Here is a 23,401-nt window from a genome sequence, read left to right as displayed (position 1 = left end):
GTCACCTGCGGCGCGGCACCGCCCCGCGGCAGCGCCCGGGGCGATCACCCGAGGCAGGCCCGGATCGCGTCGAACCCGTCGGTGAGCGCGGCCGGGCCGGGCTGCAGGATCAGCGGCGACTTGATCTCGTGGATGCGCCCGTCGCGCACCGCCGGGATCGCGGCCCAGCCGGGCCGGGACCGGATCCGCTCGGCGTTGACCCGCTTGCCGCACCACGAGGCGAGGATCACGTCGGGCGCGGCCGCGATCACCTGCTCGGCGGTGACGATCCGGTCCCTCGCGGCCGGCTGGCGGCTCAGCTCCGGGAAGACGTCCCGGCCGCCGGCGAGGCCGATCAGGTCCGAGACCCAGCCGATGCCGGAGATCATCGGCGCGTCCCACTCCTCGAAGTAGACGCGCGGCGGCGGCCGGTCCGGCACCTCTGCGGCGGCCGCGGCCAGCCGCGCCTCGAGGCCCGCCGCCAGGATCTCGGCCCGCTCCGGCAGGCCCACGAGGGCGCCGAGCGTGCGCACCATCGCGAGGCAGCCCGCTACGTCGCGCTGGTTGAACAGGTGGACCGCCACGCCCGCGCGGGCGAGGTCGGCGACGATGCCGGCCTGGAGGTCCGAGAAGGCCAGGACGAGGTCCGGCGCCAGCGCCAGGATTTTCGGGATGTCCGCGCTGGTGAAGGCCGAGACGCGCGGCTTCTCCCGGCGGACCCGGGGCGGGCGCACCGCGTAGCCCGAGACGCCGACGATCCGCGCCTCCGCGCCCAGGAGGTACAGGGTCTCGACCGTCTCCTCGGTGAGGCAGACGATCCGCTCGGGTGGGAAGCGGCGCATCAGCGGTCGGGCCGGATCATCGGTCGAGCCGCATTATCGGTCGAGCCACGTGAGCAGCCCGGCCCCGGGGGCCAGCAGCACGAAGGCCCAGATGAGCGCCGAGGCGACGTTGGCCAGCTGGAACGGCAGCCGCGCCAGGCCGAGGATCCCAGCGAAGAGCGGGACCAGAGCGCGGGCCGGCCCGAAGAAGCGCCCCAGGGCCACCGCGGCGATGCCCCACCGGCCGATGAAGGCCTCGGCCTTGGCCATGAGCTCGGGATAGCGCCGCAGCGGCCACTTGGTCTTTGCCCCCGGCCCGAGCCAGCGCCCGGCCTCGTAGGAGATCCAGTCGCCGAGGGCGGCCCCGAGCGCCGCGGCGATCACCACCGGCCAGAACGGGATGTCGGCGCCGCCGACGAGGGCCCCGATGCCGACCAGGATCACGGTTGCCGGGACGAACAGCGACAGGATCGCGATCGATTCGCAGAAGGCGAGGCCGCCCGCGATGACCGGCGTCCAGGCCTTGTGCGCCTCCACGAAGGCGAGGGTCGAGGTGCGCAGGGCTTCGATGTCCATGGGGCTCCGAACGGGGCTCGGGGGATGGGAGAAGGGTCGGTCCCATCTGAGGCGCGCGGGGGAGGGCGGCAAGGGACAGGGGTGCGGCCGGCGCGGGAACCGGCTAACCGTAGCGGGACAACGAGCGAGTCCCGCGTTGAACGTCCTGTCGATCCAGTCCCACGTCGCCTACGGCCATGTCGGCAACGCCTCGGCGGTGTTCCCGATGCAGCGGCTCGGGGTCGAGGTCTGGCCGGTCCACACGGTTCAGTTCTCAAACCACACCGGCTACGGCGCGTGGCGCGGCCCTGTCTTCGACGCGGCGATGATCCGCGAGGTGGTGCGCGGCATCGGCGAGCGCGGCGTCCTGGGCCGCTGCGACGCGGTCCTGTCGGGCTACATGGGCTCGGCGGAGATCGGCGCCGCGATCCTGGAGGCGGTGGACGCCGTGCGCGCGGCGAACCCGCGGGCGCTCTACTGCTGCGACCCGGTGATCGGCGACGTCGAGGAGGGCGTCTACGTGCGGCCCGGCATCGAGGCGTTCCTGCGCGAGCGCGCTGTCCCGGCCGCCGACATCCTTACCCCCAACCAGTTCGAGCTCGGCCTGCTCACCGGCCTGCCGAGCGGCACCCTGGCGGAGGCCGCGGCCGCGATCGCGGCGCTCCGGGCGCGCGGGCCGCGGGTGGTCCTGGTCACCTCGGCGCTCTGCGCCGACACGCCCGCCGACAGCATCGACCTGCTCGCGGGCGCGGAGGGGCGGGTGTTCCGGGTCCGGACGCCGCGGCTCGCCATCGCGGTGAACGGGGCCGGCGACTGCATCGCGGCGCTGTTCCTGGTGCATTACGCCCGGACCGGCTCGGCCGAGGCGGCGCTGGGCGCGGCGGCGGCCTCGATCTACGGGCTGCTCAAGCGCACCGCCGAGGCGGGATCGCGGGAGATCCTGACGGTCGCCGCGCAGGAGGAGTACGTGAACCCGAGCGCGCGGTTTCCGGTCGAGGCGGTCTGAGGCGCCCCCGGCAAACCGCTCCGTCCAAGTCCGCAGAGAGCAGCAAGGATCGACACGATGGCGCGCCGCTTCGTCACCCTCGACGTGTTCACCGAGCGGAGGCTCGCCGGCAATCCCCTGGCCGTGGTGCTCGATGCGGAGGGGCTCGACACCGCCGCCATGCAGGCCATCGCGCGGGAGTTCAACCTGTCGGAGACGGTCTTCGTCCTCCCACCCACGGAGGCCCGGCACCGGGCGGCGCTGCGAATCTTCACCCCCGCCCGGGAGCTTCCCTTCGCCGGCCACCCGACGGTGGGCACCGCCGTGCTCCTGGCGCTGCAGGACCCGACACGGGGCGATGCCCGGGCCTTCGGCCTGGAGGAGGGGATCGGCATCGTCCCCTGCGTGGTCGAGACCCTGGCGGACGGGACCGGCGGCCGGGCCCGGTTCCGGCTGCCGGTCCTGCCGGACTACCTCGGGCCCGGCCCCGATCCCGCGGCGCTGGCGCCGCTGCTGGGCCTCCAGCCCGGCGACATCGGCACCGGCCGGCACGTGCCGAGCCGCCACGGCGTGGGGCCGACCTTCACCTGCGTGCCGGTGGCGTCGGTCGCCGCCCTCGACGCCGCCCGCTCGGCCCAGGCACCCGATCCGGCCGACGGGCTCTACCTCTACACCCCGGATCCCGAGGGCACCGGCCAGCGCTGGCGCGTCCGCATGTTCGCGCCGAATGTCGGCGTCCCGGAGGATCCCGCCACCGGCTCGGCGGCCTCCGCCTTCGCGGGGGTGCTGATGCAGTTCGAGGCGCTGGGCGACGGCACCCACGACGTGGCGATCCGCCAGGGCGAGGCGATGGGGCGGCCGAGCGACATCGCGCTCCAGCTCACGATCGCGGCCGGCGCCCTGCAGGGCGTCGAGATCGGCGGCGCCGCCGTGATCCTGTCTGACGGCACTCTGCATGTCTGACGGCGTCTCCGACGGTTTCCAGATCACCCGCGTCGCGGACGTGGCGGTGCGGTTCGTGGAGCACGACTGGGCCTTCCCCCGGGACCACGCGGCCGCCATCGCGGCCCATTGGCAGGCCCGGCTGCAGCGCAGCCCCGGCATGTTCGACGGCACCGTCCTGCTGTGCTGCGACCACACCGTCGCCGACGGGGTCGCCCGCCTCGACCTGTTCGCGACGCGCTACGCGACCTTCACCTACTACCGGGACAAGCCCCACGCAGAGGCCCGCATCGCCAACGCCTTCGCGGCGATCGTACCCTGGACGGCGGACGGCGCCGTCCTGCTCGGCGAGATGGGCGCCCACACGGCCAATGCCGGCCAGCTCTACTTCCCCTGTGGCACCCCGGATCCGGACGACGTGCGCGGCGCGCGAGTCGATCTTACCGGCAGCGCCGCACGGGAACTCGCCGAGGAGACCGGCCTCGCGCTGCCCGCCGAGGCCGAGACGGAATGGGTTCTGCTGGAGGGGGAGGGCCAGCTCGCCTTCCTGCGGCCAGTGCGCTTTCCCGAGCCGGCCGCGCAGCTCGTGGCGCGCATCGCCGACCATCTCGGCGCCGAGGACGAGCCGGAACTCGCCGGGATGCACGTGGTGCGGGGCCGCGACGACATCGACGCCGCGCGGATGCCGGGCTTCGTGCGGGCCTACCTAGCGGACGCGTTCCCGCCCGCCCGCTGACCGGCGCGGCGCGCGGGGAAAGACATTCGTCTCCCCGCGGAGGTCAGCCGGATGTCGTCTCGTTTGCCGACCGCGGGCAATACAGATTTCCGTTTCATTGGCCGCCCTTGCGGCAAGCATAAACTCGGCCTTCCACCTAACAGGCCCGCACAACGTGGGCAGCGTATCCCGGCAGGCCCCATGTTCATCCGATCTCACTTGCGGCCCGGTGGCCGCCGGCTCGCCGGGGCGCGGCTCGCGACCGCACTGACGCTGGCCACCGTGACGCTGGCCGCGGTGGCCGCCCGTGCGGAAGAGGTCGTTCTGAGGGTCGGCGACCAGAAGGGTGGGAACCGGTCGCTCCTCGAAATCGCCGGCTACGCGAAGGAGCTGCCCTACCGGATCGTGTGGTCGGAATTCCCCGCCGCCGCGCCGATCCTGGAGGCGCTCAACGCCGGCGCCCTCGATGTCGGCTACACCGGCGACCTCTCCTTCCTCACCGTCGTCGCGGCCGGGGCACCGATCAAGGCGATCGGCGGCACCAAGTCCGATCCCCGGACGCAGGCGATCCTGGTCCGCGCGGATTCGCCGATCCGCTCGGCCGCGGATCTGAGGGGCAAGCGACTCGCCGGCACCCGCGGCGGCTGGGGCCAGTTCCTGATCAGCGCGACGCTGGAGAAGGCCGGGATCGCGCCGTCCGAGGCAACCTTCGCGCCACTCAACCCGGTCGACGCGAAGGTCGCGCTGATGGCCGGCTCGGTGGATGCCTGGGCGGTCTGGGAGCCCTACGTCGCGTTCGCGACGCTCAAGGACAAGGCCCGGCCGATCGCGGACGGCGCGGGCGTTACGCCGACCATCACCTTCATCGTCGGCTCGGACAGCGCCATCGCCACCAAGCGGGCGGCGCTGCAGGACTTCCTGAGCCGCCTGAACCGGGCGCGGCTCTGGTCGCTGGACCATCTGGACGCCTACGCCCGGAACACGGCCGCGCTGACCAAGATGCCGGAGGACGTCCTGCGCGCGGCCTACACGGCGCAGCGGACCAGCCCGATCGCGCTCGACGAGGGCGTCGTGAAGGAGGTCCAGGACGCCTCGGACCGAGCGACGCGGTACGGCATCCTGTCGAAGACGCTCGACGTCGGCCGGGCCGTGAACCGGAGCTTCACGGAAGCGGCCTCAAACTGAGGGAGGCGCGGTCGTCACGCCCCGCGATTTTTGCGGCACTGCGGGAGCTTCGCTGTTTCCGGCACGTTCACCAGGGGCTCCCCGCAGCGGCACGTGGCCGGGCGGGTCGCGTTCCGGAGTGTCCATGTCCGATTCCCGTCGTCCCGCATCGCAGGCCCGCGCGACCCGCTCGCGCATCCAGGAAGGCCAACCCTATCCCCTCGGCGCCACCTGGGACGGGCTCGGGGTCAACTTCGCGCTGTTCTCGGCCCACGCCACCAAGGTCGAGCTCTGCCTGTTCGATGACCAGGGCGAGCAGGAGATCGAGCGCATCGAACTGCCCGAGTACACGGACGAGATCTGGCACGGCTATCTGCCCGACGCGCGCCCCGGCACGATCTACGGCTACCGCGTCCACGGCCCCTACGAGCCGAAGGCCGGACACCGGTTCAACCCCAACAAGCTGCTGATCGACCCCTACGCCAAAGGGCTCGTCGGATCGATCACTTGGAACCCGGCCCTGTTCGGCTACCAGATGGAGACGGGCGACGACCTGACCTTCGACGAGCGCGACAGCGCCCCCTACACGCGCCGCTCCCGCGTCATCGACCCGGCCTTCACCTGGGGACGCCACCGCAAGCCGCTGATCCCCTGGGAGAAGACCATTGTCTACGAGGCCCATGTCAAGGGCATGACCAAGCTCGACCCGCGGGTGCCGGAGAAGCTGCGCGGCACCTATGCCGGCCTCGGCACCCGGGACGTGCTCGACTACATCAAGAGTCTCGGTGTCACCTCGGTGGAGCTGCTGCCGGTCCACTCTTTCGTGCAGGACGACTACCTGCAGCAGAAGGACTTGGTGAATTACTGGGGCTACAACACGATCTCGTTCTTCACCCCCGCACGGCGCTACGCCGCGGTGCCGGATTTCGCCTTCTCCGAGTTCAAGGAGATGGTCTCGCGCTTCCACGGCGCCGGCCTCGAGGTGATCCTCGACGTGGTCTACAACCACACCGCCGAGGGCAACGAGAAGGGCCCGACCCTGTCATTCAAGGGCGTCGACAACGCCTCCTACTACCGGCTGCTGCCGAACGAGCCGCGCTACTACATCAACGACACCGGCACCGGGAACACCTTCAATCTGTCGCACCCGCGGGTGCTGCAGCTCGTGACCGATTCGCTGCGCTACTGGGCGCAGGAGATGCAAGTCGACGGGTTCCGCTTCGACCTCGCCACGATCCTCGGCCGCGAGCCCTACGGCTTCGACGAGGGCGGCGGCTTCCTCGACACCTGCCGGCAGGACCCAGTGCTCAACAACGTCAAGCTGATCGCCGAGCCGTGGGATTGCGGCCCGGGCGGCTATCAGGTCGGCGGTTTCCCGCCCGGCTGGGCCGAGTGGAACGACCGCTTCCGCGACGACGTCCGCGCCTACTGGAAGGGTGACGGTGGCCTGCTGCCGGACTTGGCCGCGCGCGTCTCGGGTTCGGCCGACAAGTTCAACAAGCGCGGGCGCAAGCCCTGGGCCTCGGTGAACTTCCTCACCGCCCACGACGGTTTCACCCTGCACGACACGGTCTCGTACAACGACAAGCACAACGAGGCGAACGGTGAGGGCAACCGCGACGGCCACTCACACAACCTCTCGTACAATTACGGCGTGGAGGGCCCGACGGACGATCCCGAGATCCGGGCGGTGCGCCTGCGCCAGATGCGCAACATGCTGGCGACCCTGTTCCTGTCCCGCGGTACGCCGATGCTGCTCGCCGGGGACGAATTCGCCCGGACCCAGAATGGCAACAACAACGCATACTGCCAGGACAACGAGGTCTCCTGGCTCGACTGGGGGGCGATCGGCGACGAGGAGCGGGATCTAGCCGAGTTCACCCAGCGCCTGATCATCCTGCGCAACGCCCTGCCGATCCTGAGCCGCGGGCGGTTCCTCACCGGCCAGTACGACGAGGAGTTCGGCGTCAAGGACGTGACGTGGCTGCGGCCGGACGGGAGCGAGATGGCCGGCGAGAACTGGTCGGACGGCGAGGCCCGGGCCTTTGCGGTCCAGCTCGACGGGCGCGCCCAGGCCACCGGCCTGCACCGCCGCGGCGGCGACGCGACGCTGCTGATCATGTTCAACGCCTACCACGACCTCGTGACGTTCACGCTGCCGGAATCGGTCGGCGGCGTGGCCTGGACGCGGCTCCTCGACACCAACCTGCCCGACAGCCAGGACGTGGAGAGCTTCAAGTTCGGCTCCGGCTACGACGTGACCGGGCGCTCGCTCCTGATGTTCGTGCTGAAGCCCGAGGACAGCCCGGGGGTCGAGGACAACGCTATGGAGCGCTCCTACCAGCACGTGATGCAGGCCTTCGAACGGGCGAACGTGGAGCATGTCCGATTCCACCTCGACGACGCCGAAGGGTAAGCGACGCGGCCGGGCGGTTTTCGCATCGCCCGTCCGTCAGCGCCTTGCGTCGGACGGCGCACCCGGCTAACAGCACGGCACCGCGCGGCCCTGGCCGCGCCCGGCGTGCCGCTTGCGCGCCCGGGTACCCGGTTCGCGGACGGAGGGGTGGCCGAGTGGTTGAAGGCGCACGCCTGGAAAGTGTGTATACCGGAAACGGTATCGCGGGTTCGAATCCCGCTCCCTCCGCCACTATTCGTTGATTTTATTGACGAATTTCTGAGACTAGAGCCTCCGCCACCCCAAAAGACGGGATGTGATGGCAAGGCCCCCCGATCGTCTCCGAGCTGAGCAACGCGATGTCGCCGATCAGGAGACTGACGCGGCGGCCAACGCAGTGCTCTCGGATCTGGCGACCGAAGCCTACCCGCTCGCGAAGGGCTGCACCCTCGACCTCGTCGAGACGCTCCACACCAACACCCGGTGTGGCCGAGGCGCTGACCGCCACCAAGCCGGCCTGGAAGCGCAACATGGTCCGGACCGCGATCCTGCTGACGCACCCGGTGAAGGGATGATTGAGGCAGCTCGGTGACGCCCGCGGAGTACGTCCGGGTCGTCGTTTTGCCGACGGTGCGAGACTTCATGGAGAAGGCCGGGGACAGACGACTCGCCTACCTGTCGGCAATCGCTGCCTATCACATCACGGATTACCTGATGCGGGCCGCTCAGCCAACGAGGAGGGCCGCGGCTGACGCCGAGCTCAAGCGCATCCGCTGGGCGCTCTAGCAGGACTTGAAGGAGTGGTACGACGTGATCGAGGGCATGGCCAATGGCGCAAAGCACTGCGGCGGTGATGCGAAGTGAGCCCGGTTTACTCTGGGCGACGAGAAATTCGTGCCGCCCTTTGGCTTCGATGAAGGCTACGGCGTCCTCGGGCAGGGACGGTGGGACGGTCCGGGCCTTCAAGTGGCAGCCGAAGACCACCAGATCTTCGTGGATACAGCACTGGCCTACTTCCTATTAGGCTGCGCTCGCCTCCTCCCTGACCACATCCCGAGCATCCAGCTTTCGGACTGGGACCCGAAGTTCAAGCCGGCTGGCTGACAGGTGCTGCTGCACTCAGAGCGAGGGCAGTCGAACTCGAACCAACGACCTCTCGCTTCTGAAACGAGCGCTTTAACCCCTGTCGACGCCGGATGAATGATGGTTCTTCGGCATTTCGTGTGGCGCGGAACGCCAAGTCAGGTCGCGGTGAGGGCGCGCTGGCGTAACAGAGCGAAGCCCGCGCGGCCGAACATCGTGCGCTTGAGCATCTTCAGCCTGCCGATCTGCCCCTCCACCAGACTCGTCGACCAGGGCGTCGTGATCGCACCGCGTAACGCGTCCCTGTCGCGCTCGAGACCGGCGGCGAACTTCGCCAGCGGCGTCGCGGCCGCCGCCGCGAACCAAGCCTCCAGGCTCTCGCTCGAGCGCCGTCGCACGAGGTCAGCAAAGCGCGTCGCGACGGCCACGCTCTTCGCCAGATCGGGTGCCTTCACCCGCAGGCGATCGAGGAAGTGGCGATCGTCCGCAACGCCTGTGCTCGGTTCCGCCTGCAGAAGCCACGCCGTTCGGTTGATCGACGGGGGCCGCCATCGCGGCGCGCTCATCGAGCCCGGCGTAGCGTCCATAACGTCCGCGCTCGCGCGACGCCGTCTCATCGCCCAATCCCTCACCACCCGCGGACGGATGTCGGCCCCCGCGCGGATCAGCCCGCGGGCGAACTCGGCGGCGTTGCGGCAGCCGGCCTGCCAGCGCGCCTCGAGATGATCGCGGTAGGGGTCGAGGATCGCCGGCACGGTGCGGCGTCGCCGCCAGGAGGGCGGCGCGTCCTGGCGCAGCCAGACCCGCACCGTCGTGCGATCGAGATCCAGAGCCCGAGCCATGCCGGCCACCGAGGCGCCGCCCTCGGACAGCCGCTTGAGCTCGGAGTACCGAGCCCAATGCCGCGCGTGCGTCGCCCGCTCCCGAACCTCGATCACCGTCGGCGGACGCGTGGCTTCCTTCGCAGCCTGCGCTGCCTCGACCTCCTGATCGATGCGCGCACGACCGACGGCGCCGATCACGCCATGATGATGGGCGACGATTGCACGCAGGGCGACGCTGAGGTTACGCCGAAGGTGAAAACGATCGAGGACGTGCTGGGCTTGCGGCGCGCCCGCGCGGGAGCCCTCGGCGAAGACGTCGGCGCGGTCGCGAGCGACGACCTCGATGCCCGGACGGGCGCGCAGCCAAGCGGCGACGCTCCCGGCGTCCCGGTCGGGCAGGAGATCGAGGACGGTGTGACGTTCGAGGTCGACAACCATGGTGCCGTAGCTGCGCCCGCGCCGCCATGCCCACCCGACGATGCGGGGCTCGGGCGGTGCCGGCAGAAGCGCCGCACGCACGAGACGCACGAGGGTATCGCCACTCACCGGCATCGCGAGACGATGCGCCATACGGGCGGCGGGTGCACCACCGAGGGCGAGACCGAGATGACGCTGGAGCACGCGCAGCCGCTCGGATCGGCGGGCGTGAGCGACAGCGACTTCACCGACGCTCTCGCTGAAGGTTCGCCGCGGGCAAGCTGGGTTCGCACAGCGGAAGTGTCGCAGCCGGAGGCGGACGGACTGGCCCTGCCAGGGCAAATCGGCGAGGGTGCGCTCGCAGTGACCGTGCTTGCGGCCCGCGGACGATTGACAGGTGGGACAGCACGTCGGGCCCGGACGGGGTACGACGCGCACGATGAGCGGGTCGGTTGCTGGCTCGATGCCGACGACGGTCAGGCCATCGGGCACGAGGGGCAGGATACGGCGGGCATGGCGTCCTCAGAAAAGCCCATCTCCGCAGATGGGGCACGTCATTCCGGCCGACACACTTCGCCACACGAAGTGCAGAGGAACCACGCCGCACTCGGCGTTGACAACTTCCTGAGCTACATTCTGATGGAGGCTTACCGCCTCTGCAGATGCTATCAGATCCGGCAGTAATTTCAAACTGATCCGCTACCTTTACGGACGCCGACATGTGGCGCCTCGCCGCGAGCCGGGGACTCGTAGATGGTGGCCACTCGCGGTAGCTCGGTGCCGTCATGCCTACCGAACCGATCGCGCCGGTCCGCGGCCGCCACCTTGAGCCCTTTTGCGCCGTCGCCGAGAATCTCGGCGGCCTCAGACATAAGGCCTACCCGACCGTCATGCCGATCCTGCAAGAACTCGGCTACGTCGAGGAGCGCGCTACTCGCGGGCGGATCGGTCGGCGCGCCTGGTACATGACCGAGGCTGGGCGCAGGCTGGTTTCGTGCCTTGGGAGCCGAGCGGGCGCCGAGCCGTGACCTTCGTCTGGGCCCGGACCTTCCCAGATGCCCAACACGACTTCGTGGCCGAGGAAGGCGGGCAGCATGTCGGCCGCATCCGCCGTATCGCTGGCGGCCCGCAGAACGGCACGTCGACCTGGAGCTGCACCGGCTGCCAGCGTGTGCACGAGGTCGACGGCGTCGGGCCGCTGCACGGGATGGCTGACACCCTGGACGAGGCGATCGAGACTCTCGCCGCTGCGTGGGCCCGGGCCAAGGCTAGGAGCATGCGGACCGGGCTGCCGTTGGCGCATGGTAGATCATGACCGACGGGCAGAAGGATTATCTGCAGGAGATGTCCAACCTGCGCTCATGCCACCGCTCGCAGATCGGTCAGGCGATCAGCGACGTGCGGGCCATGCAGGTTCACAAGGAGACCATCGCCTACCTCGACCTGCTGATCGGTCCGAAAAAGCGACACGCTGCCGGGGATGAGGATGATCGTCAGCCAGTGCGTCGATCAGGATCCGAGCTGCGCAAGGCCGCCGATAAGGAGATCGACACCGAGGTCGCTGCCTACTAGGCTGACCAAACATTGAATGCCCAACGCGTCAGCCATCTTGCACAAGCACCTGCGCGACGGATAATGCCTTTATTATCCTCAGTCAGTTGCACTATCATGATCGACGTTAAGCTAAGGCCAACCGACCTGGCTGTGCATCAACATCTACAAATTTTGCTAAAAAAGAATGCGAGAATCAAATAAATGTCACAAAATCGGACGCGCAAAGTTTATAAGGCAGTATCAATCACGGATCTGGCGCTCTCAAAGCTACGGTCCGACGTTGATGCGCGGCAACTCGTTAGTAAAATGCCTTGCCTCACGGATATGGTTGTTCCAATTGTAGAAACGTCTTTCGGTCAGGTGCGGCCTCCGGATTTCGATTATAACGAGTTTCCGGCGGGAGAATGGCTTCGCAAAGACTATGCGTTTGAGGACGGATTCGTTTATCATATCAGCAACGCTGTGGTACACGGCGAGTCTGGCATAATCACAGTCGACGATTTGCTGATTAGAGAATCGCTGTATCTCGCGTTCCCTGAAGCATGGAGCATGCGATGGGAAGATGAGGATCATCTTTCGATTCCTGCCGCTGGATCCGAACTTCATGTGCATTCAGCCGCGCACGCTTTGTGTGGAGCAGGCGGTAACCGCAACTATGGGCACTGGTGGAGCAATATTGTCCCAGCTCTACTGGTTCCTCCATTCGGCAGCACCTTCGCGGACACAATTATTCTAATGCCCAAAGTACGCGCAAAGTGGCAAAGCGCGACGCTAAAATTAATGCCCGAGATGGACGGCAAAGCAATTTTTCTTGATGAAAACATATTAGTAAACTGCGCTTCCCTCAAATTTGTTCCGCGCATAACTTGGTCTGACTATTATCCTCACCCGTCTAGGATGAGTATGATAGCGCATTTGAGGTCACGCGTCGGTGCAACGCGCCGGCCGGATAGAAGAATTTATGTGAGCCGTTCGGACAGCCAAATCAGAAAGTTGGTCAATGAATCCGAGATTGAAGGCATAGCTAATGATGCTGGCTTCGACATTGTTGTATTGTCCGGAAAAGATGTATCTGAACAGATAAGGATATTTGCCGGAGCAACGCATGTCATAGGCCCGCATGGAGCAGGCCTAGCAAATGTTATTTTCTGCGATCCTGACACGGTTCTGTGCGAGCTTCATAAAAATACGACGGTGCAGTGGTCCATAAGAAGGACCGCCTCAGCTGCTCGCCTCAGATATGGATGCTTGATAGGACAGGATTTGCACGACCCAGCGTACCAGTCGAATATACACGACGGCCCGTGGCGTCTGGATCCAGATCTATTTTCAAGTATGCTTCAGCGCGAACCTTTCATTTGATTTCTTCCTTCTCAGCAGTTTGGAGATATGAAAACGTGAAGCACGTGCTAATCGTCGGCGCCGGTTTTGCGGGCGCAACTTACGCTCGCATCATTGCGGAGGCAGGACATTGTGTCGACGTTATTGACAGCCGCGATCATGTGGCTGGAAATTGCTACGATTACATTGATAGCAATGGGGTCAGGATTCACAAGTACGGCCCACATTTGTTTCACACATCAAACCTGCGGGTGGTTGAATGGTTGTCGCAGTACACCGAGTGGGTGAATTATTCCCACTCCGTAGTGGCTAAGCTGCCCGACAGTAGGCTAGTGCCGCTGCCAGTAAACAGAGTTACAATCAACAAGGTATATGAAAAAAATCTGCGTTCGGACGAAGAAGTGGAAGATTTTCTTCGAGGCATGAGCGAGCCGCGGACATCCTTGGTATCGGCTGAAGATTGGCTTTACTCTCGGATCGGAGCGAAGCTAACTAATTTGTTTTTCCGCCCATATACAAAAAAAATGTGGGATCTTGATCTTAGCGAGATAAGCGCCTCAGTCGTTCAACGCATACAAATTCGCACGGACGAAGATTCAAGATATTTTCCCGGGGACACATTTCAGGCCATGCCAAAAAACGGATACACGGCGCTCTTTGACCGGATTCTTGATCATGAGAACATTTCCATCAATCTCGAAACTATGTTCGACCGAAAGCACACAAAGGGTTATGATTTTTGTTTTAATAGCATGCCTATAGATTTATATTTTGATTTCGTTCACGGCGAATTGCCATATAGATCCATAAAATTCCATTTGTTCGAAGAGCAGAAAGAATCCTCGCCTGAGCATACTACGATAAACTACACCGACACCAGCCCGTATACACGAGAGACTTGGTGGCACAACATCCCGGGGCACATGACGAGGGCGTCTGACAAAGTGCCAAAGACCATCGAGGAGCCTTGCGATTACAAGCAGAATAATTTTGAACGCTACTATCCCATCAAGACCCAAGACGGAAAGAACGAGGAGCGATATAGATTGTATGAGGCCGAGGCCTCGAAAATCAGGAAGGTGCAATTTATTGGTCGGTGCGGCACCTACCAGTATCTCGACATGCATCAAGTTATAAATCAATCGATCGCCGGGGCAACTAAATGGCTTGCGGGAATCTAGGGTGTCGCTGCAAATTCATTTAAGCCAGAGCATGGTCATGCCGAGCGTGACCATGGCGAGGTAGTTCGCGGCTCGCTTCTCGTAGTGGGTGGCGATGCGGCGATACTGCTTGAGCCGGCCGATCAACCGCTCGACCTTGTTGCGCTCGCAATAGGCGGCTTTGTCGAAATTGAGCTGGCGGGGCTGATCCTTGCGGGCGGGGATCAGCGGCTCGATCCGGCGTTGTCGGAGGCGGCGATGGGCCGGCGGACTGGAGTGTAAGCGCTGTCCTCAGGCCACGGCTTTGAGGGCTGACGTTGGCTGGTAAGCCCATGGCAGCAGATCATTGAGGTGCCGCTGCGGATGGCCCTCGACGATGCGGGTGATGATGTCAGCCAGATAGGCCTGCGGCTCGACGCCGACGAGCTTGCAGGTCTCAATCAGCGAGGCGATCACCGCCCAGTGCTCGCCTCCGCCGTCCAAACCAGCAAACAGGGCATTCTTGCGATTGAGGGCCAGCGGCCAGATCGCGCGCTCGACGGTGTTGGAGTCGATCTCCACGCGCCCATCATCGAGGAACAGGCTCAGCCCCGCCCAGCGGCTCAGGGCGTAGCGGATCGCCTCCGCGAGGTTGCTCTTGCGGCTCAGGAGGTCGAGCTTCTCCCGCAGCCACGGCTCCAGCGCTTCGACCACCGGCCGGCTTCGCTCCTGACGGGCCGCCCGTCGCTCCTCGGCCGGACGCCCGCGGATCTCGGCCTCGATCCGGTAGAGCACGGCAATGCGCGACAGCGTCTCCGTGGCGATCGGCGAGGCCGCGGCAAGGTCATAGAATTGCCGACGCACATGGCTCCAGCAGTGGGCCAGCCGCACTGCGCCGCCCTTGGCCAAGCTCTCGTAGGCCGCGTAGCCGTCGACTTGGAGCACGCCTGCAAACCCGCAGAGATGCGCGATCAGTCGTCCGGCCGTGCGGTCGGGGGCGTAGACGTAGGCGACGCCGGGCGGATCCGTCCCGCCCCAGGGCCGGTCGTCGCGCGCATACGCCCAAAGCTGGCCGATCTTGGTGCGGCCGCGGCCCGGATCGAGCACCGGTGCCGTGGTCTCGTCGGCAAACACCTTGCCCGAGCGCTTGAGCGTCTCCAGCAGCCGCGCGTGCACGGGCCGGAGGAGGAAGGCGGCGCGTCCGACCCAGTCGGCCAGCGTCGAGCGGTCGAGGCTGACGCCCTGGCGGGCGAAGATCTGCGCCTGCCGGTAGAGCGGCAGGTGGTCGGCGTATTTGGAGACGAGGACCTGCGCGACCAAAGCGTCGGTGGGTAGGCCGCCCTCGATCAGCCGCGCCGGCGCGGGTACCTGCACGATCGCGTCCCCGCAGGCGTGGCAAGCGTAGCGCGGGCGCCGGATCACCAGCACCCGGAACTGCACCGGCACCACGTCGAGGCGCTCAGAGACGTCCTCGCCGATCCGGTGCAGGGCACCTGAGCAGCATGGACAGGCGGTGCTGTCGATATCGACGAGGCACTCGACCCGTGGCAGGTGGACGGGCAGCGCCCCACGGTTCGTGCGCCGCTTGACCCTCCGGGCTTCCTGCTTGGCGGGCTCGCTCTCCTCGGCGGCAAAGCCCGCAGCCTCGACCTGCTCAGCCTCCTCAAGCCCGAGCAGGAGCTGATCCTCAGGCAGGCTCTCGGCGCGGCGGCCAAACCGATGGCGCTGCATGGTCAGGATGATCTGGCGCAGCCGCTCGTTCTCGGCGCGCTCCTCGGCGAGCAGCGCCTTGAGCGTCTCGGGATCGTCGGACGAGGGCGAAGCAGGCGCGGCCACGAAGCGGATTAGAGCAGATCCGCCAGTGACTTACCACTGCGATGAAGCCCGCTGGCCAGCCTTTTTGCTCAGCCGGCAATCGCCGGTACGCCCACGGCACGCGCCGCCTGGACGCGCTTCCAGTCCAAGCCTTCGACGAGCGCCGAGAGCTGCGCCGCGCTCAGCCGGACCACGCCGTCATCGATCTTCGGCCAACAGAACTGACCCGCCTCCAGACGCTTGGTCGCGAGGACCAGCCCGCTTCCATCCCAGACTAGGAGCTTCACCCGGTCGGCGCGTTTTGACCGGAACACGTAGACCGTACCGGAGAACGGATCCGCACCCATCGCGTCCCGGACCAGAGCGGCCAGCCCGTCCATGCCCTTGCGGAAGTCCAGGGCCGGGTGGCCAGCATCACGCGCACCGCGCCAGATGGCCCGATCATGGACAAGTCTTCAGCGCCCGGATCACCGCGGCGATCTGAACCGCGCTCGCGCCCTGAGCGATGCGGACCGTGGCGCCAGCGATCTCAACTTCGATGCTGTGGCCGCCGCATCGCTCCCTCAGCTCGGGGCTCATCTCGGCAGAGGTCGGCTCCTGCGGGCCCACACTCATCACGGCCGGCACGAACTGCAGTGGGCGCTCGCCGTCGTGCCTCCCAGCCTGACGCACCAGGCGTCGCCACGTGAACAGCTGCGAGGCGCTCAATCCATGCCGGCGCGCCACCGCACTGATCGACGTGGCCGGCCCGTCGCTCTCGGCGACGATGGCGGCCTTTTCCTCATCCGACCACGTCCGGCGCCGACCGACCCCGGTGAACAGCTCCAGGCGCCGGATCGGCTCCGACATAGCCATATGCCCTGACATCGACATGTGACGGAGCTCCCATTCCGCTCCGTATGTCGCCTTCACACCGTCTGCCGGAAGGTGCCGCCCAGACAGCGCTTACACTGGAGTAGCCCTGGTCGCCTGCTGTCCGGCGGGGAGGCAGGCGTGGTGCCTCGCCTTGGGCGTGGCATGACGCCCATGTCTATGATCGTCGGTTGCAGGGCGCAGAGGCAGTCGTCGAGTGGCAGAAGGGTATACCGGCTGAAGGCGACGGTCACCGCCTCGTTCTCGGCCGACCGCACCGTGGATCGGGGGTCCGGGGACTGTCAGGAATTTCTTGTGGGGGCGGCCATAGTGAATCCGAAGGAGTTTCCCGATGGCACGACGCAAAGCACCCCGCATCCCTGACGCGATCCTGGACCAGCTTCTGGCCGGTGCGGATCCGAAGACGGCCTTCGAGGCCGACGGTCTGTTGGACGAGTTGAAGAAGGCTCTGGCCGAGCGGGCACTCAACGCTGAGATGGACCACCATCTGGCGGGCGAGGACGCCGGCAACACGCGCAATGGCTATGGCCGCAAGACGGTCACGACCGAGACCGGCCGGATCGAGCTTTCGATCCCGCGCGACCGGCAGGCGACGTTCGATCCGCAGCTGATCGCCCGCTATCAGCGACGCTTTCCCGGCTTCGACGACAAGATCGTGTCGATGTACGCGCGTGGCATGAGCACCCGGGAGATCGTCGCGCACCTGCGCGAGCTCTACGGCATCGAGGTCTCACCCGACCTGATCAGCGCGGTGACCGACGCGGTCCTGGAGGAGGTCGCCGCCTGGCAGGCCCGGCCGCTCGAGCCGGTCTATCCGATCGTGTTCTTCGACGCCCTGCGGATCAAGGTGCGTGACGAGGGCGTGGTCCGCAACAAGGGCGTCCATATCGCGCTGGGCGTGCGCGCCGACGGCGCCAAAGAGATCCTCGGCCTGTGGCTGGAGCAGAACGAGGGCGCCAAGTTCTGGTTGCGGGTCATGAACGAACTCAGGAACCGCGCCGTCGAGGACGCGCTGCTGGCCGTGGTCGATGGCCTGAAGGGCTTCCCCGATGCGATCCGGGCGGTGTTCCCCGAGGCGCTGGTCCAGACCTGCATCGTCCACCTCCTGCGCCACAGCCTCGACTTCGTGTCCTACAAGGACCGCAAGCTCGTGGCGGCGCGCTGAAGGACATCTACCGCGCGCTCGATGCCGCGGCTGGCGAGGCAGCTTTGGCGGCCTTCGAGACGAGCGAATGGGGTCGACGCTACCCGGCCATCGCCCAGAGCTGGCGACGAGCCTGGGGCGAGGTGATCCCGTTCTATGCCTTCCCCAGCGAGGTTCGCCGGATCTTGTACACCACGAACGCCATCGAGGCCCTGAACGCCACGCTGCGCCGGGCCGTGCGCGCCCGCGGTCACTTCCCGACCGACGAGGCCGCGCTCAAGCTGCTCTAGCTGGTCTTGAACCGCTCCGAGAAGGCGTGGAAGATGGGGCCACGTGAGTGGGTCATGGCCAAGGCGCAGTTTGCCGTCATCTTCGGTGAGCGCTTCACCCGGGCCATGGCGGCGTGATGTTCAACCCGCCGCCCGCACACGGAATTCCTGACAGTCCCGGGGTCCGTGTGGCCCGTCTTCCGGTCAGCCACCGAAGACCGCTTCTTCCACTTCGCGATGGTCTTCAGGTTGACGCCGTAACGACCCACCGGTGCCCTTAGGCTCGCTTGACTATGCTGTACGCTCGACGGGCTGCCGCTGTCGTCGTGGAACTCCCGTGCTGAACCTGACCCATAGCGCGTCCTTCCACTCGCTTAAGAAAACTGCACCATCAAACTCTGAGATCAAACATCTAACATCGAACCGCCCGGCTGCGGCCGCGGCGGTTTTTTCGTGCCCGGCAATCTGCTATTGCACCGCGACCGGCAGCTTGGACGGCCGCCGCTACTTCAGCCCGCCCGGCCTAGCCGAGGCGGGCCTTTTCATGCGCGCGGGCCTCCCCCGAACAGGTGATGTCGCGATGACCGCATCGCTGCTATCCCGTCAGCGATCCTCCACACCTGCAGCCCAGGCGGCATCGCTGCGCGGGGCATTTTCATTAACCGGTGATCGGCATCCTGTTGTCGGATCCAAGCCTCTGCCCCTACTGGCGCGGATCTGAATTAGTCCGCCCGGTTAGCCGGCGTGAGCTCTTCGTAGTGAGCGCCGCAACGCCATTTACATAGCAATGACTTGAAGAATAGCTCTGTCGGCGCGCCGTCGGACCACAATTTTTTTGTCTCGTATCAGAGAAATAGGCGAGACAAACCTATAATGGAAAGCATGATATCCCGCGCCAATGCCCGCGATTGCCAAGTCTTCTCGGAACGCATTCGCATTGACGATGGCCACAAGAACTTTGTTGACTAATATCTCTAGTTCCGCAAATTTCCCCGGCCTTCCCTCATTTAGAGCCCAGCCTCGGACATATTTCGATGTGGCCTCTTCAACAAATCCCTTAAGTCGTCCATATTGCTTTAATTGGATTATTTCTGCTTCGCTCGTCTCACGGGGTATATCTAGCGCGTATCGTAATGACGGTGGGTACTCAATCCCGACTTTCTTCAATTCTGTCGCGATGATAACCAATTTTGTTATATGCCGTTCCTGGGGTTTACTCCCGCTCAGTTTTGCGCAGAGCACTTCCTCGCTAAGCCTATGTGTCAGAGTAAGAACGTCTTCAAAGTCGACGCCACCCGGCGCACGACCCGGGTCTGTAAATTCCGTCGCGGAGGTGCCGTTCGGAGTAGCGAGTTGCGGGGGCACGACGCGCTCCAGCCTGTGTTTTAAAAAACATGAATAGGAATGGTTAACAAATAGTATCAACCCGATAAGTTCATCAGGACCTGGAGGCCGCGCTTTCTGAACGGGCACATAGGGCGTCTCTGCAAAGTTTTCACAGGTTCGTCGGTGATCCCCATGTCTCTGGCAAGCGACGCTTTGAACTGACTGACGGGCAGTGGGAGCAGATTGCCCCGCTGCTGCCTCCGCAGAAGCCGGGCACGGACCGGCCTTCGGAAGATCACCGGCAAGTCCTCAACGGCATGCTCTGGATCCTGCGCACGGGCGCACCCTGGGAGGATCTACCGGCGCGCTACGGTGTTATGGGAACCGAGTCGAGCCGGTTCGACCGGTGGCGCAAAGCGGGTGTGTTCGACCGCGTGCTGAAGCGTCTGCAAGCGCAGGCATATGCGTGCGGGGATCTCGATTGGGACCCGCACTTCGTGGATGCCGCGTTGGTGCGCGCCCACCAGCACGCCGCCGGGGCACACCGGTCCGGCGCCATCGGGGGGTGAAGCGACCGTCGAGGGCATGGGCGAAGCGCCCGGGCGCAGCCAGGGGGGCTCTCGACCAAGCTGCATCTCCGTGCCGAGGGCGGGGGTAAGCCGATCACGGCGGTGCTGACGGCGGGCGAGCGCCACGAGCAGTTTGCGTTGAATGCGATCCTGTAACTCACACGCTCAAGCCTGTCCCGTTACCTGCAACGCTATGGAATCTCGCGGCTTCCCGTGATCCGCCCCGACTGAAGTGGCTCTTCGCCGGGTTTGGTGGAATGTTCACGTGACGGTTGGTCCGTGACGAAGGTTGTTGTGAGAACGCAAATCAGGGCATGACCCTGCTTCGCCCGCTGAAGCTGCTCAAGCGCTCCATGTACGGCCGGGCCAAGCTCGACCTGCTGCGTCGCCGCTTCTTCCTCGCAGCCTGATCCACCAAACTTAACGAACAGCCACTTCACCGAGGGGCGGATCAGCCACACGAGGGCGGCTGAACCGCACCCCGTTTTGACCGGACAGGCGGCATAGCTCACGAAGGCATAGGCGTTGGCCTATGGGTAAGGCTATGTCATCCGATCCGACCGCCCCACCGGTGCACGGCGAGATCCTGACCGGCGTTCAGCGTCGACGGCGCTGGTCTACCACCGAGAAGATCCGCCTCGTCGAGGAGAGCCAGCAGCCCGGCTCGTCCGTGTCGTTCGTCGCCCGCCGCTACGGCATCTCGCCCAGCCTGCTGTTCTCGTGGAAGCGGCGCATGCTGGAGGGCGGCCATCAGGCCGTGCACGCCGACGAGGAGGTCGTCGGCACCAGCCGGGTTCGTGAGCTGGAGCGGCGCGTGCGCGACCTCGAACGTCTGCTCGGGCGCAAGACCATGGAGGTCGAGATCCTGAAGGAGGCGCTCGACCTCGCCCGCACAAAAAAACCGACCTCGCCGCTCAGCTCCTGGGGCGGTTCGACGGGCGGTTCGCGGTGAAGGCGGTCGCCGACACGCTCGGCGTGGCCTGCTCCCACCTGGCCGAGCGCCTGAGCCGCCCCGCCCAGCCGCGCGGTCCCTACCGCAAGCCCGAGGATGCGCAGCTGCTGCCGACGATCTGCGCGATCGTCGATGCCCGCCCAAGCTACGGCTATCGCCGCGTCACCGCACTGGTGAACCAGGCACTGCACTCGCGCGGCGAGGCGAGCGTCAATGCCAAGCGGGTGCTGCGCATCCTGCGGGCGAACGGGCTCACCCTCGCGCCGCACACCGCCCGGCGGCCCGGCCGCACCCACGACGGCACCGTGGTGGCGTTATGAATCGCCCCGGGATTTTCGGAGGCTCCAACTCTTGAGAGACTGGAGCCATGACGAAGCATACCCCACCCTTTTCCCCTGAGGTTCGCGAGCGGGCAGTCCGGCTGGCCCGGGAGCATGAGAGCGAGCACGGTTCGCAATGGGCCGCGATCCAGTCGATCGCGGCCAAAATCGGTTGCTCTGGCGAAACGCTGCGCAAGTGGGTCCGTCAGGCCGAGCGCGACCGGGGCGTGCGGGCCGGACCGACGACGGATGAGCGCGAGCGGATCAAGGCGCTGGAGCGGGAGAACCGCGAGCTCCGGCAGGCCAACGAGATCCTCAGGAAGGCGAGCGCGTATTTTGCCCAGGCGGAGCTCGACCGCCGGTTCCGGTCATGATCGCCTTCATCGACGATCATCGTGCGCTCTACGGGGTCGAGCCGATCTGCAAGGTTCTGCCGATCGCCCCGTCGACGTACCACGCCCATGCCGCGCGACGAGCCGATCCCGGGAGGCTGTCGGCTCGAGCCAAGCGGGACGCGGCACTCATGGTCGAGATCCGGCGCGTGTACGAGGCAAACTTCCGGGTCTACGGCGTGCGCAAGGTCTGGCGGCAGCTCGCCCGCGAAGGGATCATTGTGGCGCGCTGCACGGTGGTCCGGCTGATGCGAACGATGGGCTTGGCTGGCGTCGTCCGGGGGCGGAGGGTTCGCACCACCGTTCCCGATCCGGCGGCGGCCTGCCCGCTCGACCGGGTCAATCGACAGTTCAGGGCCGAATGCCCGAACCGGCTATGGGTGGCGGATTTTACCTACATCGCCACCTGGGGCGGCTTCGTCTATGCGGCCTTCGTGATCGACGTCTTCGCCCGCCGGATCGTGGGCTGGCGTGTGTCGCGCTCGGCCCGGGCCGACTTCGTGCTCGATGCCTTGGAGCAGGCCCTGCACGAGCGCCGCCCCTTCGCCGGCAGCGGCCTCGTCTGTCACTCGGATCGCGGATCGCAATATGTGAGCATCCGCTACACCGAGCGCTTGGCCGAGGCGGGCGTCGAACCCTCCGTCGGCAGTGTTGGCGACTCGTACGATAACGCTCTCGCCGAGACGGTGATCGGCCTGTTCAAGGCGGAGGTCATCCATCGACGCGGGCCGTGGCGGTCCTTTGAGGCGGTCGAGTACGCCACGCTGGAATGGGTGGACTGGTTCAACCACCGTCGGCTGCTCGAACCAATCGGCCACATCCCTCCCGCCGAGGCGGAGGCACGCTATTATGCCCAGGCCGAGGTCCAAGCCTTGGCCGCCTGAGCCAAACCAAACGGCCTCCGGAAAACCCGGGGCGATTCATTACGCTCGAACGTGGAGCGGGTCGCTCGGATCACCTCGAACTGCGCTGCCGGGACGGAGCGGTCGTCCGCGTGCTGTTTGCCATCGACGCGTGCGACCGTGAGATCATGGCGTGGTCGGCGACCACGACGGGAGTCTCGGCCGAGATGGTCTGCAACCTGATGATCGCCTGCTGCGAGCGCCGGTTCGGCGCGACGAAGACCCCGCACCCGGTCGAGTAGCTGTCCGACAACGGCTCCGCCTACATCGCCAAGGAGACAGCGCAGACGGCCGCCGCGCTCGGCCTACGGCTGCTGTTCACCCCGGTGCGTTCGCCGCAGAGCAACGGCATCGCGGAGGCGTTCGTGAAGACGCTCAAGCGCGACTATGCCCGCTTGGCGCTCTTGGTCGACGCCGAGACGGTGATGCGGCTTCTGCCGGCTTGGTTCGAGGACTACAACACGATCCACCCGCACTCCGGCCTGCGCATGCTCTCGCCCCGAGAGTACCTCAGCCGGACTGCCTAAACCGGCCCCGCTGCCTGCCCGGTCAAACAGGGTGCACTCCAGCGGCAGCGAATCTTTTGCGGAAGCTACTTCGCCGAGATGCTATGTCGCGGACGCCCATCAGCCTCGTCCTACGGTCATGGCCAAGCCATAGCAGACATGGAGCTGTCACATTTCAGTACGTGATAATGGCATAACGCCGGCCAATTCCCCAACGCGATGGAGCACGGCAGCAAATGATTTCTCCTCCATCCACCGGCGCCCCAGAAAGCGACAGAAGTAAGCCACTGACATACCCTATGTTCACCTGTCCCAGTCACGGCAGCCTTCCCTGGAACAGCTTCTAAGCGCCGTTGTCACGCGCGGTCCGCGCCTAATTGGCGAGCACCAACGACGAAGGCTAACCAGAGATACAGCCC

Annotated in this window: 18 protein-coding genes, 1 tRNA gene, 7 pseudogenes and 1 other annotated feature; of the genes and pseudogenes, 17 read left to right on the top strand and 9 right to left on the bottom strand. The window is 65.8% G+C overall.

Going from position 1 to position 23,401, the window contains the following annotated elements; genetic code table 11:
• Positions 1-44: 44 nt before the first annotated feature.
• Both ACX9MN_RS00130 and ACX9MN_RS00125 read right to left on the bottom strand, forming a co-directional pair.
• On the bottom strand, positions 45-821 hold the full coding sequence (locus ACX9MN_RS00130) for a cobalamin-binding protein (protein ID WP_489723484.1): 777 nt from the start codon (positions 819-821) through the stop codon (positions 45-47).
• 33 nt (positions 822-854) lie between these two features.
• Positions 855-1,376 carry a DedA family protein gene (locus ACX9MN_RS00125; RefSeq protein WP_020092475.1) on the bottom strand — a complete coding sequence of 174 codons (522 nt, stop codon included), beginning with the start codon at positions 1,374-1,376 and terminating at the stop codon, positions 855-857.
• Between the two features lie 136 nt (positions 1,377-1,512).
• On the opposite strand from ACX9MN_RS00125, the gene pdxY reads away from it, so the two are divergent.
• From pdxY to ACX9MN_RS00095, 6 genes are all read left to right on the top strand, one after another.
• Positions 1,513-2,361 carry a pyridoxal kinase PdxY gene (pdxY, locus tag ACX9MN_RS00120; RefSeq protein WP_489723483.1) on the top strand — a complete coding sequence of 283 codons (849 nt, stop codon included), beginning with the start codon at positions 1,513-1,515 and terminating at the stop codon, positions 2,359-2,361.
• A 57-nt stretch (positions 2,362-2,418) separates the two neighbouring features.
• On the top strand, positions 2,419-3,303 hold the full coding sequence (locus tag ACX9MN_RS00115; RefSeq protein WP_489723482.1) for a PhzF family phenazine biosynthesis protein: 885 nt from the start codon (positions 2,419-2,421) through the stop codon (positions 3,301-3,303).
• A complete protein-coding gene (locus ACX9MN_RS00110) occupies positions 3,296-4,018 on the top strand; it encodes an NUDIX hydrolase (protein ID WP_489723481.1) in 723 nt (240 codons plus the stop codon). Before ACX9MN_RS00115 ends, ACX9MN_RS00110 begins: the two co-directional genes overlap by 8 nt.
• Positions 4,019-4,198: 180 nt before the next feature.
• Positions 4,199-5,182 carry an ABC transporter substrate-binding protein gene (locus ACX9MN_RS00105; protein ID WP_489723480.1) on the top strand — a complete coding sequence of 328 codons (984 nt, stop codon included), beginning with the start codon at positions 4,199-4,201 and terminating at the stop codon, positions 5,180-5,182.
• Positions 5,183-5,306: 124 nt separating this feature from the next.
• Positions 5,307-7,577 carry a glycogen debranching protein GlgX gene (gene glgX, locus ACX9MN_RS00100; protein ID WP_489723479.1) on the top strand — a complete coding sequence of 757 codons (2,271 nt, stop codon included), beginning with the start codon at positions 5,307-5,309 and terminating at the stop codon, positions 7,575-7,577.
• 141 nt (positions 7,578-7,718) lie between these two features.
• Positions 7,719-7,808, top strand: a tRNA-Ser gene (locus ACX9MN_RS00095).
• 989 nt (positions 7,809-8,797) lie between these two features.
• On the opposite strand, the gene ACX9MN_RS00090 is transcribed toward ACX9MN_RS00095, so the two are convergent.
• A complete protein-coding gene (locus ACX9MN_RS00090; protein ID WP_489725196.1) occupies positions 8,798-10,318 on the bottom strand; it encodes an ISL3 family transposase in 1,521 nt (506 codons plus the stop codon).
• Positions 10,319-10,665: 347 nt separating this feature from the next.
• Here ACX9MN_RS00090 and ACX9MN_RS00085 point away from each other — a divergent pair, with 347 nt between their 5' ends.
• The 5 genes from ACX9MN_RS00085 to ACX9MN_RS00065 all read left to right on the top strand — a co-directional run bounded on the left by ACX9MN_RS00085 (position 10,666) and on the right by ACX9MN_RS00065 (position 13,956).
• Positions 10,666-10,908 (top strand): hypothetical protein, encoded by a 243-nt coding sequence (locus ACX9MN_RS00085; RefSeq protein WP_489723478.1) that lies wholly within the window; start codon positions 10,666-10,668, stop codon positions 10,906-10,908.
• Positions 10,905-11,195, top strand: coding sequence for a hypothetical protein (locus tag ACX9MN_RS00080; RefSeq protein ID WP_489723477.1), 291 nt, complete (start codon positions 10,905-10,907; stop codon positions 11,193-11,195). Before ACX9MN_RS00085 ends, ACX9MN_RS00080 begins: the two co-directional genes overlap by 4 nt.
• Positions 11,192-11,452 carry a hypothetical protein gene (locus tag ACX9MN_RS00075; RefSeq protein WP_489723476.1) on the top strand — a complete coding sequence of 87 codons (261 nt, stop codon included), beginning with the start codon at positions 11,192-11,194 and terminating at the stop codon, positions 11,450-11,452. The genes ACX9MN_RS00080 and ACX9MN_RS00075 overlap by 4 nt, the downstream gene beginning before the upstream one ends.
• 288 nt (positions 11,453-11,740) lie before the next feature.
• Positions 11,741-12,796 carry a glycosyltransferase family 61 protein gene (locus ACX9MN_RS00070; protein ID WP_489723475.1) on the top strand — a complete coding sequence of 352 codons (1,056 nt, stop codon included), beginning with the start codon at positions 11,741-11,743 and terminating at the stop codon, positions 12,794-12,796.
• Positions 12,797-12,831: 35 nt separating this feature from the next.
• Positions 12,832-13,956, top strand: a complete 1,125-nt coding sequence (locus ACX9MN_RS00065) for a UDP-galactopyranose mutase (RefSeq protein ID WP_489723474.1) — start codon at positions 12,832-12,834, stop codon at positions 13,954-13,956.
• A gap of 15 nt (positions 13,957-13,971) precedes the next feature.
• On the opposite strand, the pseudogene ACX9MN_RS00060 reads toward ACX9MN_RS00065, so the two are convergent.
• From ACX9MN_RS00060 to ACX9MN_RS00040, 5 genes and pseudogenes are all read right to left on the bottom strand, one after another.
• Positions 13,972-14,226, bottom strand: a pseudogene (locus ACX9MN_RS00060) (transposase); the annotation flags it as partial.
• Positions 14,227-15,750, bottom strand: a complete 1,524-nt coding sequence (gene tnpC / locus ACX9MN_RS00055; protein ID WP_489723473.1) for an IS66 family transposase — start codon at positions 15,748-15,750, stop codon at positions 14,227-14,229. It abuts the pseudogene before it with no gap.
• Between the two features lie 68 nt (positions 15,751-15,818).
• A pseudogene (gene tnpB, locus ACX9MN_RS00050) lies at positions 15,819-16,174 on the bottom strand (IS66 family insertion sequence element accessory protein TnpB).
• A complete protein-coding gene (tnpA, locus tag ACX9MN_RS00045; RefSeq protein WP_489723472.1) occupies positions 16,171-16,578 on the bottom strand; it encodes an IS66-like element accessory protein TnpA in 408 nt (135 codons plus the stop codon). Before tnpA ends, tnpB begins: the two are co-directional and overlap by 4 nt.
• A 185-nt stretch (positions 16,579-16,763) precedes the next feature.
• Positions 16,764-16,871: pseudogene (locus ACX9MN_RS00040) on the bottom strand (IS481 family transposase); the annotation flags it as partial.
• Positions 16,872-16,933: 62 nt separating this feature from the next.
• On the opposite strand from ACX9MN_RS00040, the pseudogene ACX9MN_RS00035 reads away from it, so the two are divergent.
• Both ACX9MN_RS00035 and ACX9MN_RS00030 read left to right on the top strand, forming a co-directional pair.
• Positions 16,934-18,153, top strand: a pseudogene (locus tag ACX9MN_RS00035) (IS256 family transposase).
• A 199-nt stretch (positions 18,154-18,352) separates the two neighbouring features.
• Positions 18,353-18,736 carry a hypothetical protein gene (locus ACX9MN_RS00030; RefSeq protein ID WP_489723471.1) on the top strand — a complete coding sequence of 128 codons (384 nt, stop codon included), beginning with the start codon at positions 18,353-18,355 and terminating at the stop codon, positions 18,734-18,736.
• Between the two features lie 56 nt (positions 18,737-18,792).
• Here ACX9MN_RS00030 and ACX9MN_RS00025 read toward each other — a convergent pair whose 3' ends face one another.
• A complete protein-coding gene (locus tag ACX9MN_RS00025; RefSeq protein WP_489723470.1) occupies positions 18,793-19,380 on the bottom strand; it encodes a hypothetical protein in 588 nt (195 codons plus the stop codon).
• 119 nt (positions 19,381-19,499) lie between these two features.
• Between ACX9MN_RS00025 and ACX9MN_RS00020 the strand changes: the two are divergent.
• The 4 genes and pseudogenes from ACX9MN_RS00020 to ACX9MN_RS00005 form a co-directional block, all read left to right on the top strand.
• Positions 19,500-20,063 (top strand): annotated as a pseudogene (locus ACX9MN_RS00020) (IS5 family transposase); the annotation flags it as partial.
• 379 nt (positions 20,064-20,442) lie between these two features.
• Positions 20,443-21,179 (top strand): annotated as a pseudogene (locus ACX9MN_RS00015) (transposase); the annotation flags it as partial.
• Between the two features lie 50 nt (positions 21,180-21,229).
• Positions 21,230-22,458 (top strand): IS3 family transposase gene (locus ACX9MN_RS00010; RefSeq protein WP_091713013.1). Its coding sequence is split into 2 segments (ribosomal slippage): positions 21,230-21,518 and positions 21,518-22,458, totalling 1,230 coding nucleotides; the frame shifts between segments, so codons are not numbered across the junction.
• Positions 21,511-21,627, top strand: a sequence feature (AL1L pseudoknot). (Overlaps the previous gene by 117 nt.)
• A 65-nt stretch (positions 22,459-22,523) precedes the next feature.
• Positions 22,524-23,003: pseudogene (locus ACX9MN_RS00005) on the top strand (integrase core domain-containing protein); the annotation flags it as partial.
• Positions 23,004-23,401 lie beyond the last annotated feature (398 nt).

The organism is Methylobacterium sp. 1A, from assembly GCF_058072805.1.
Note: the sequence above shows the minus strand (reverse complement) of the source record. Positions and strands in the feature narration are given on the sequence as shown.

Coding starts and splice junctions, on each gene's coding strand:
- ACX9MN_RS00125 (WP_020092475.1), bottom strand. CDS start 1,376: ATGGACATCGAAGCCCTGCGCACCTCGACCCTCGCCTTCGTGGAGGCG.
- ACX9MN_RS00115 (WP_489723482.1), top strand. CDS start 2,419: ATGGCGCGCCGCTTCGTCACCCTCGACGTGTTCACCGAGCGGAGGCTC.
- ACX9MN_RS00070 (WP_489723475.1), top strand. CDS start 11,741: ATGCCTTGCCTCACGGATATGGTTGTTCCAATTGTAGAAACGTCTTTC.
- ACX9MN_RS00105 (WP_489723480.1), top strand. CDS start 4,199: ATGTTCATCCGATCTCACTTGCGGCCCGGTGGCCGCCGGCTCGCCGGG.
- ACX9MN_RS00075 (WP_489723476.1), top strand. CDS start 11,192: ATGACCGACGGGCAGAAGGATTATCTGCAGGAGATGTCCAACCTGCGC.
- ACX9MN_RS00110 (WP_489723481.1), top strand. CDS start 3,296: ATGTCTGACGGCGTCTCCGACGGTTTCCAGATCACCCGCGTCGCGGAC.
- ACX9MN_RS00130 (WP_489723484.1), bottom strand. CDS start 821: ATGCGCCGCTTCCCACCCGAGCGGATCGTCTGCCTCACCGAGGAGACG.
- tnpA (WP_489723472.1), bottom strand. CDS start 16,578: ATGTCGGAGCCGATCCGGCGCCTGGAGCTGTTCACCGGGGTCGGTCGG.
- ACX9MN_RS00085 (WP_489723478.1), top strand. CDS start 10,666: ATGCCTACCGAACCGATCGCGCCGGTCCGCGGCCGCCACCTTGAGCCC.
- glgX (WP_489723479.1), top strand. CDS start 5,307: ATGTCCGATTCCCGTCGTCCCGCATCGCAGGCCCGCGCGACCCGCTCG.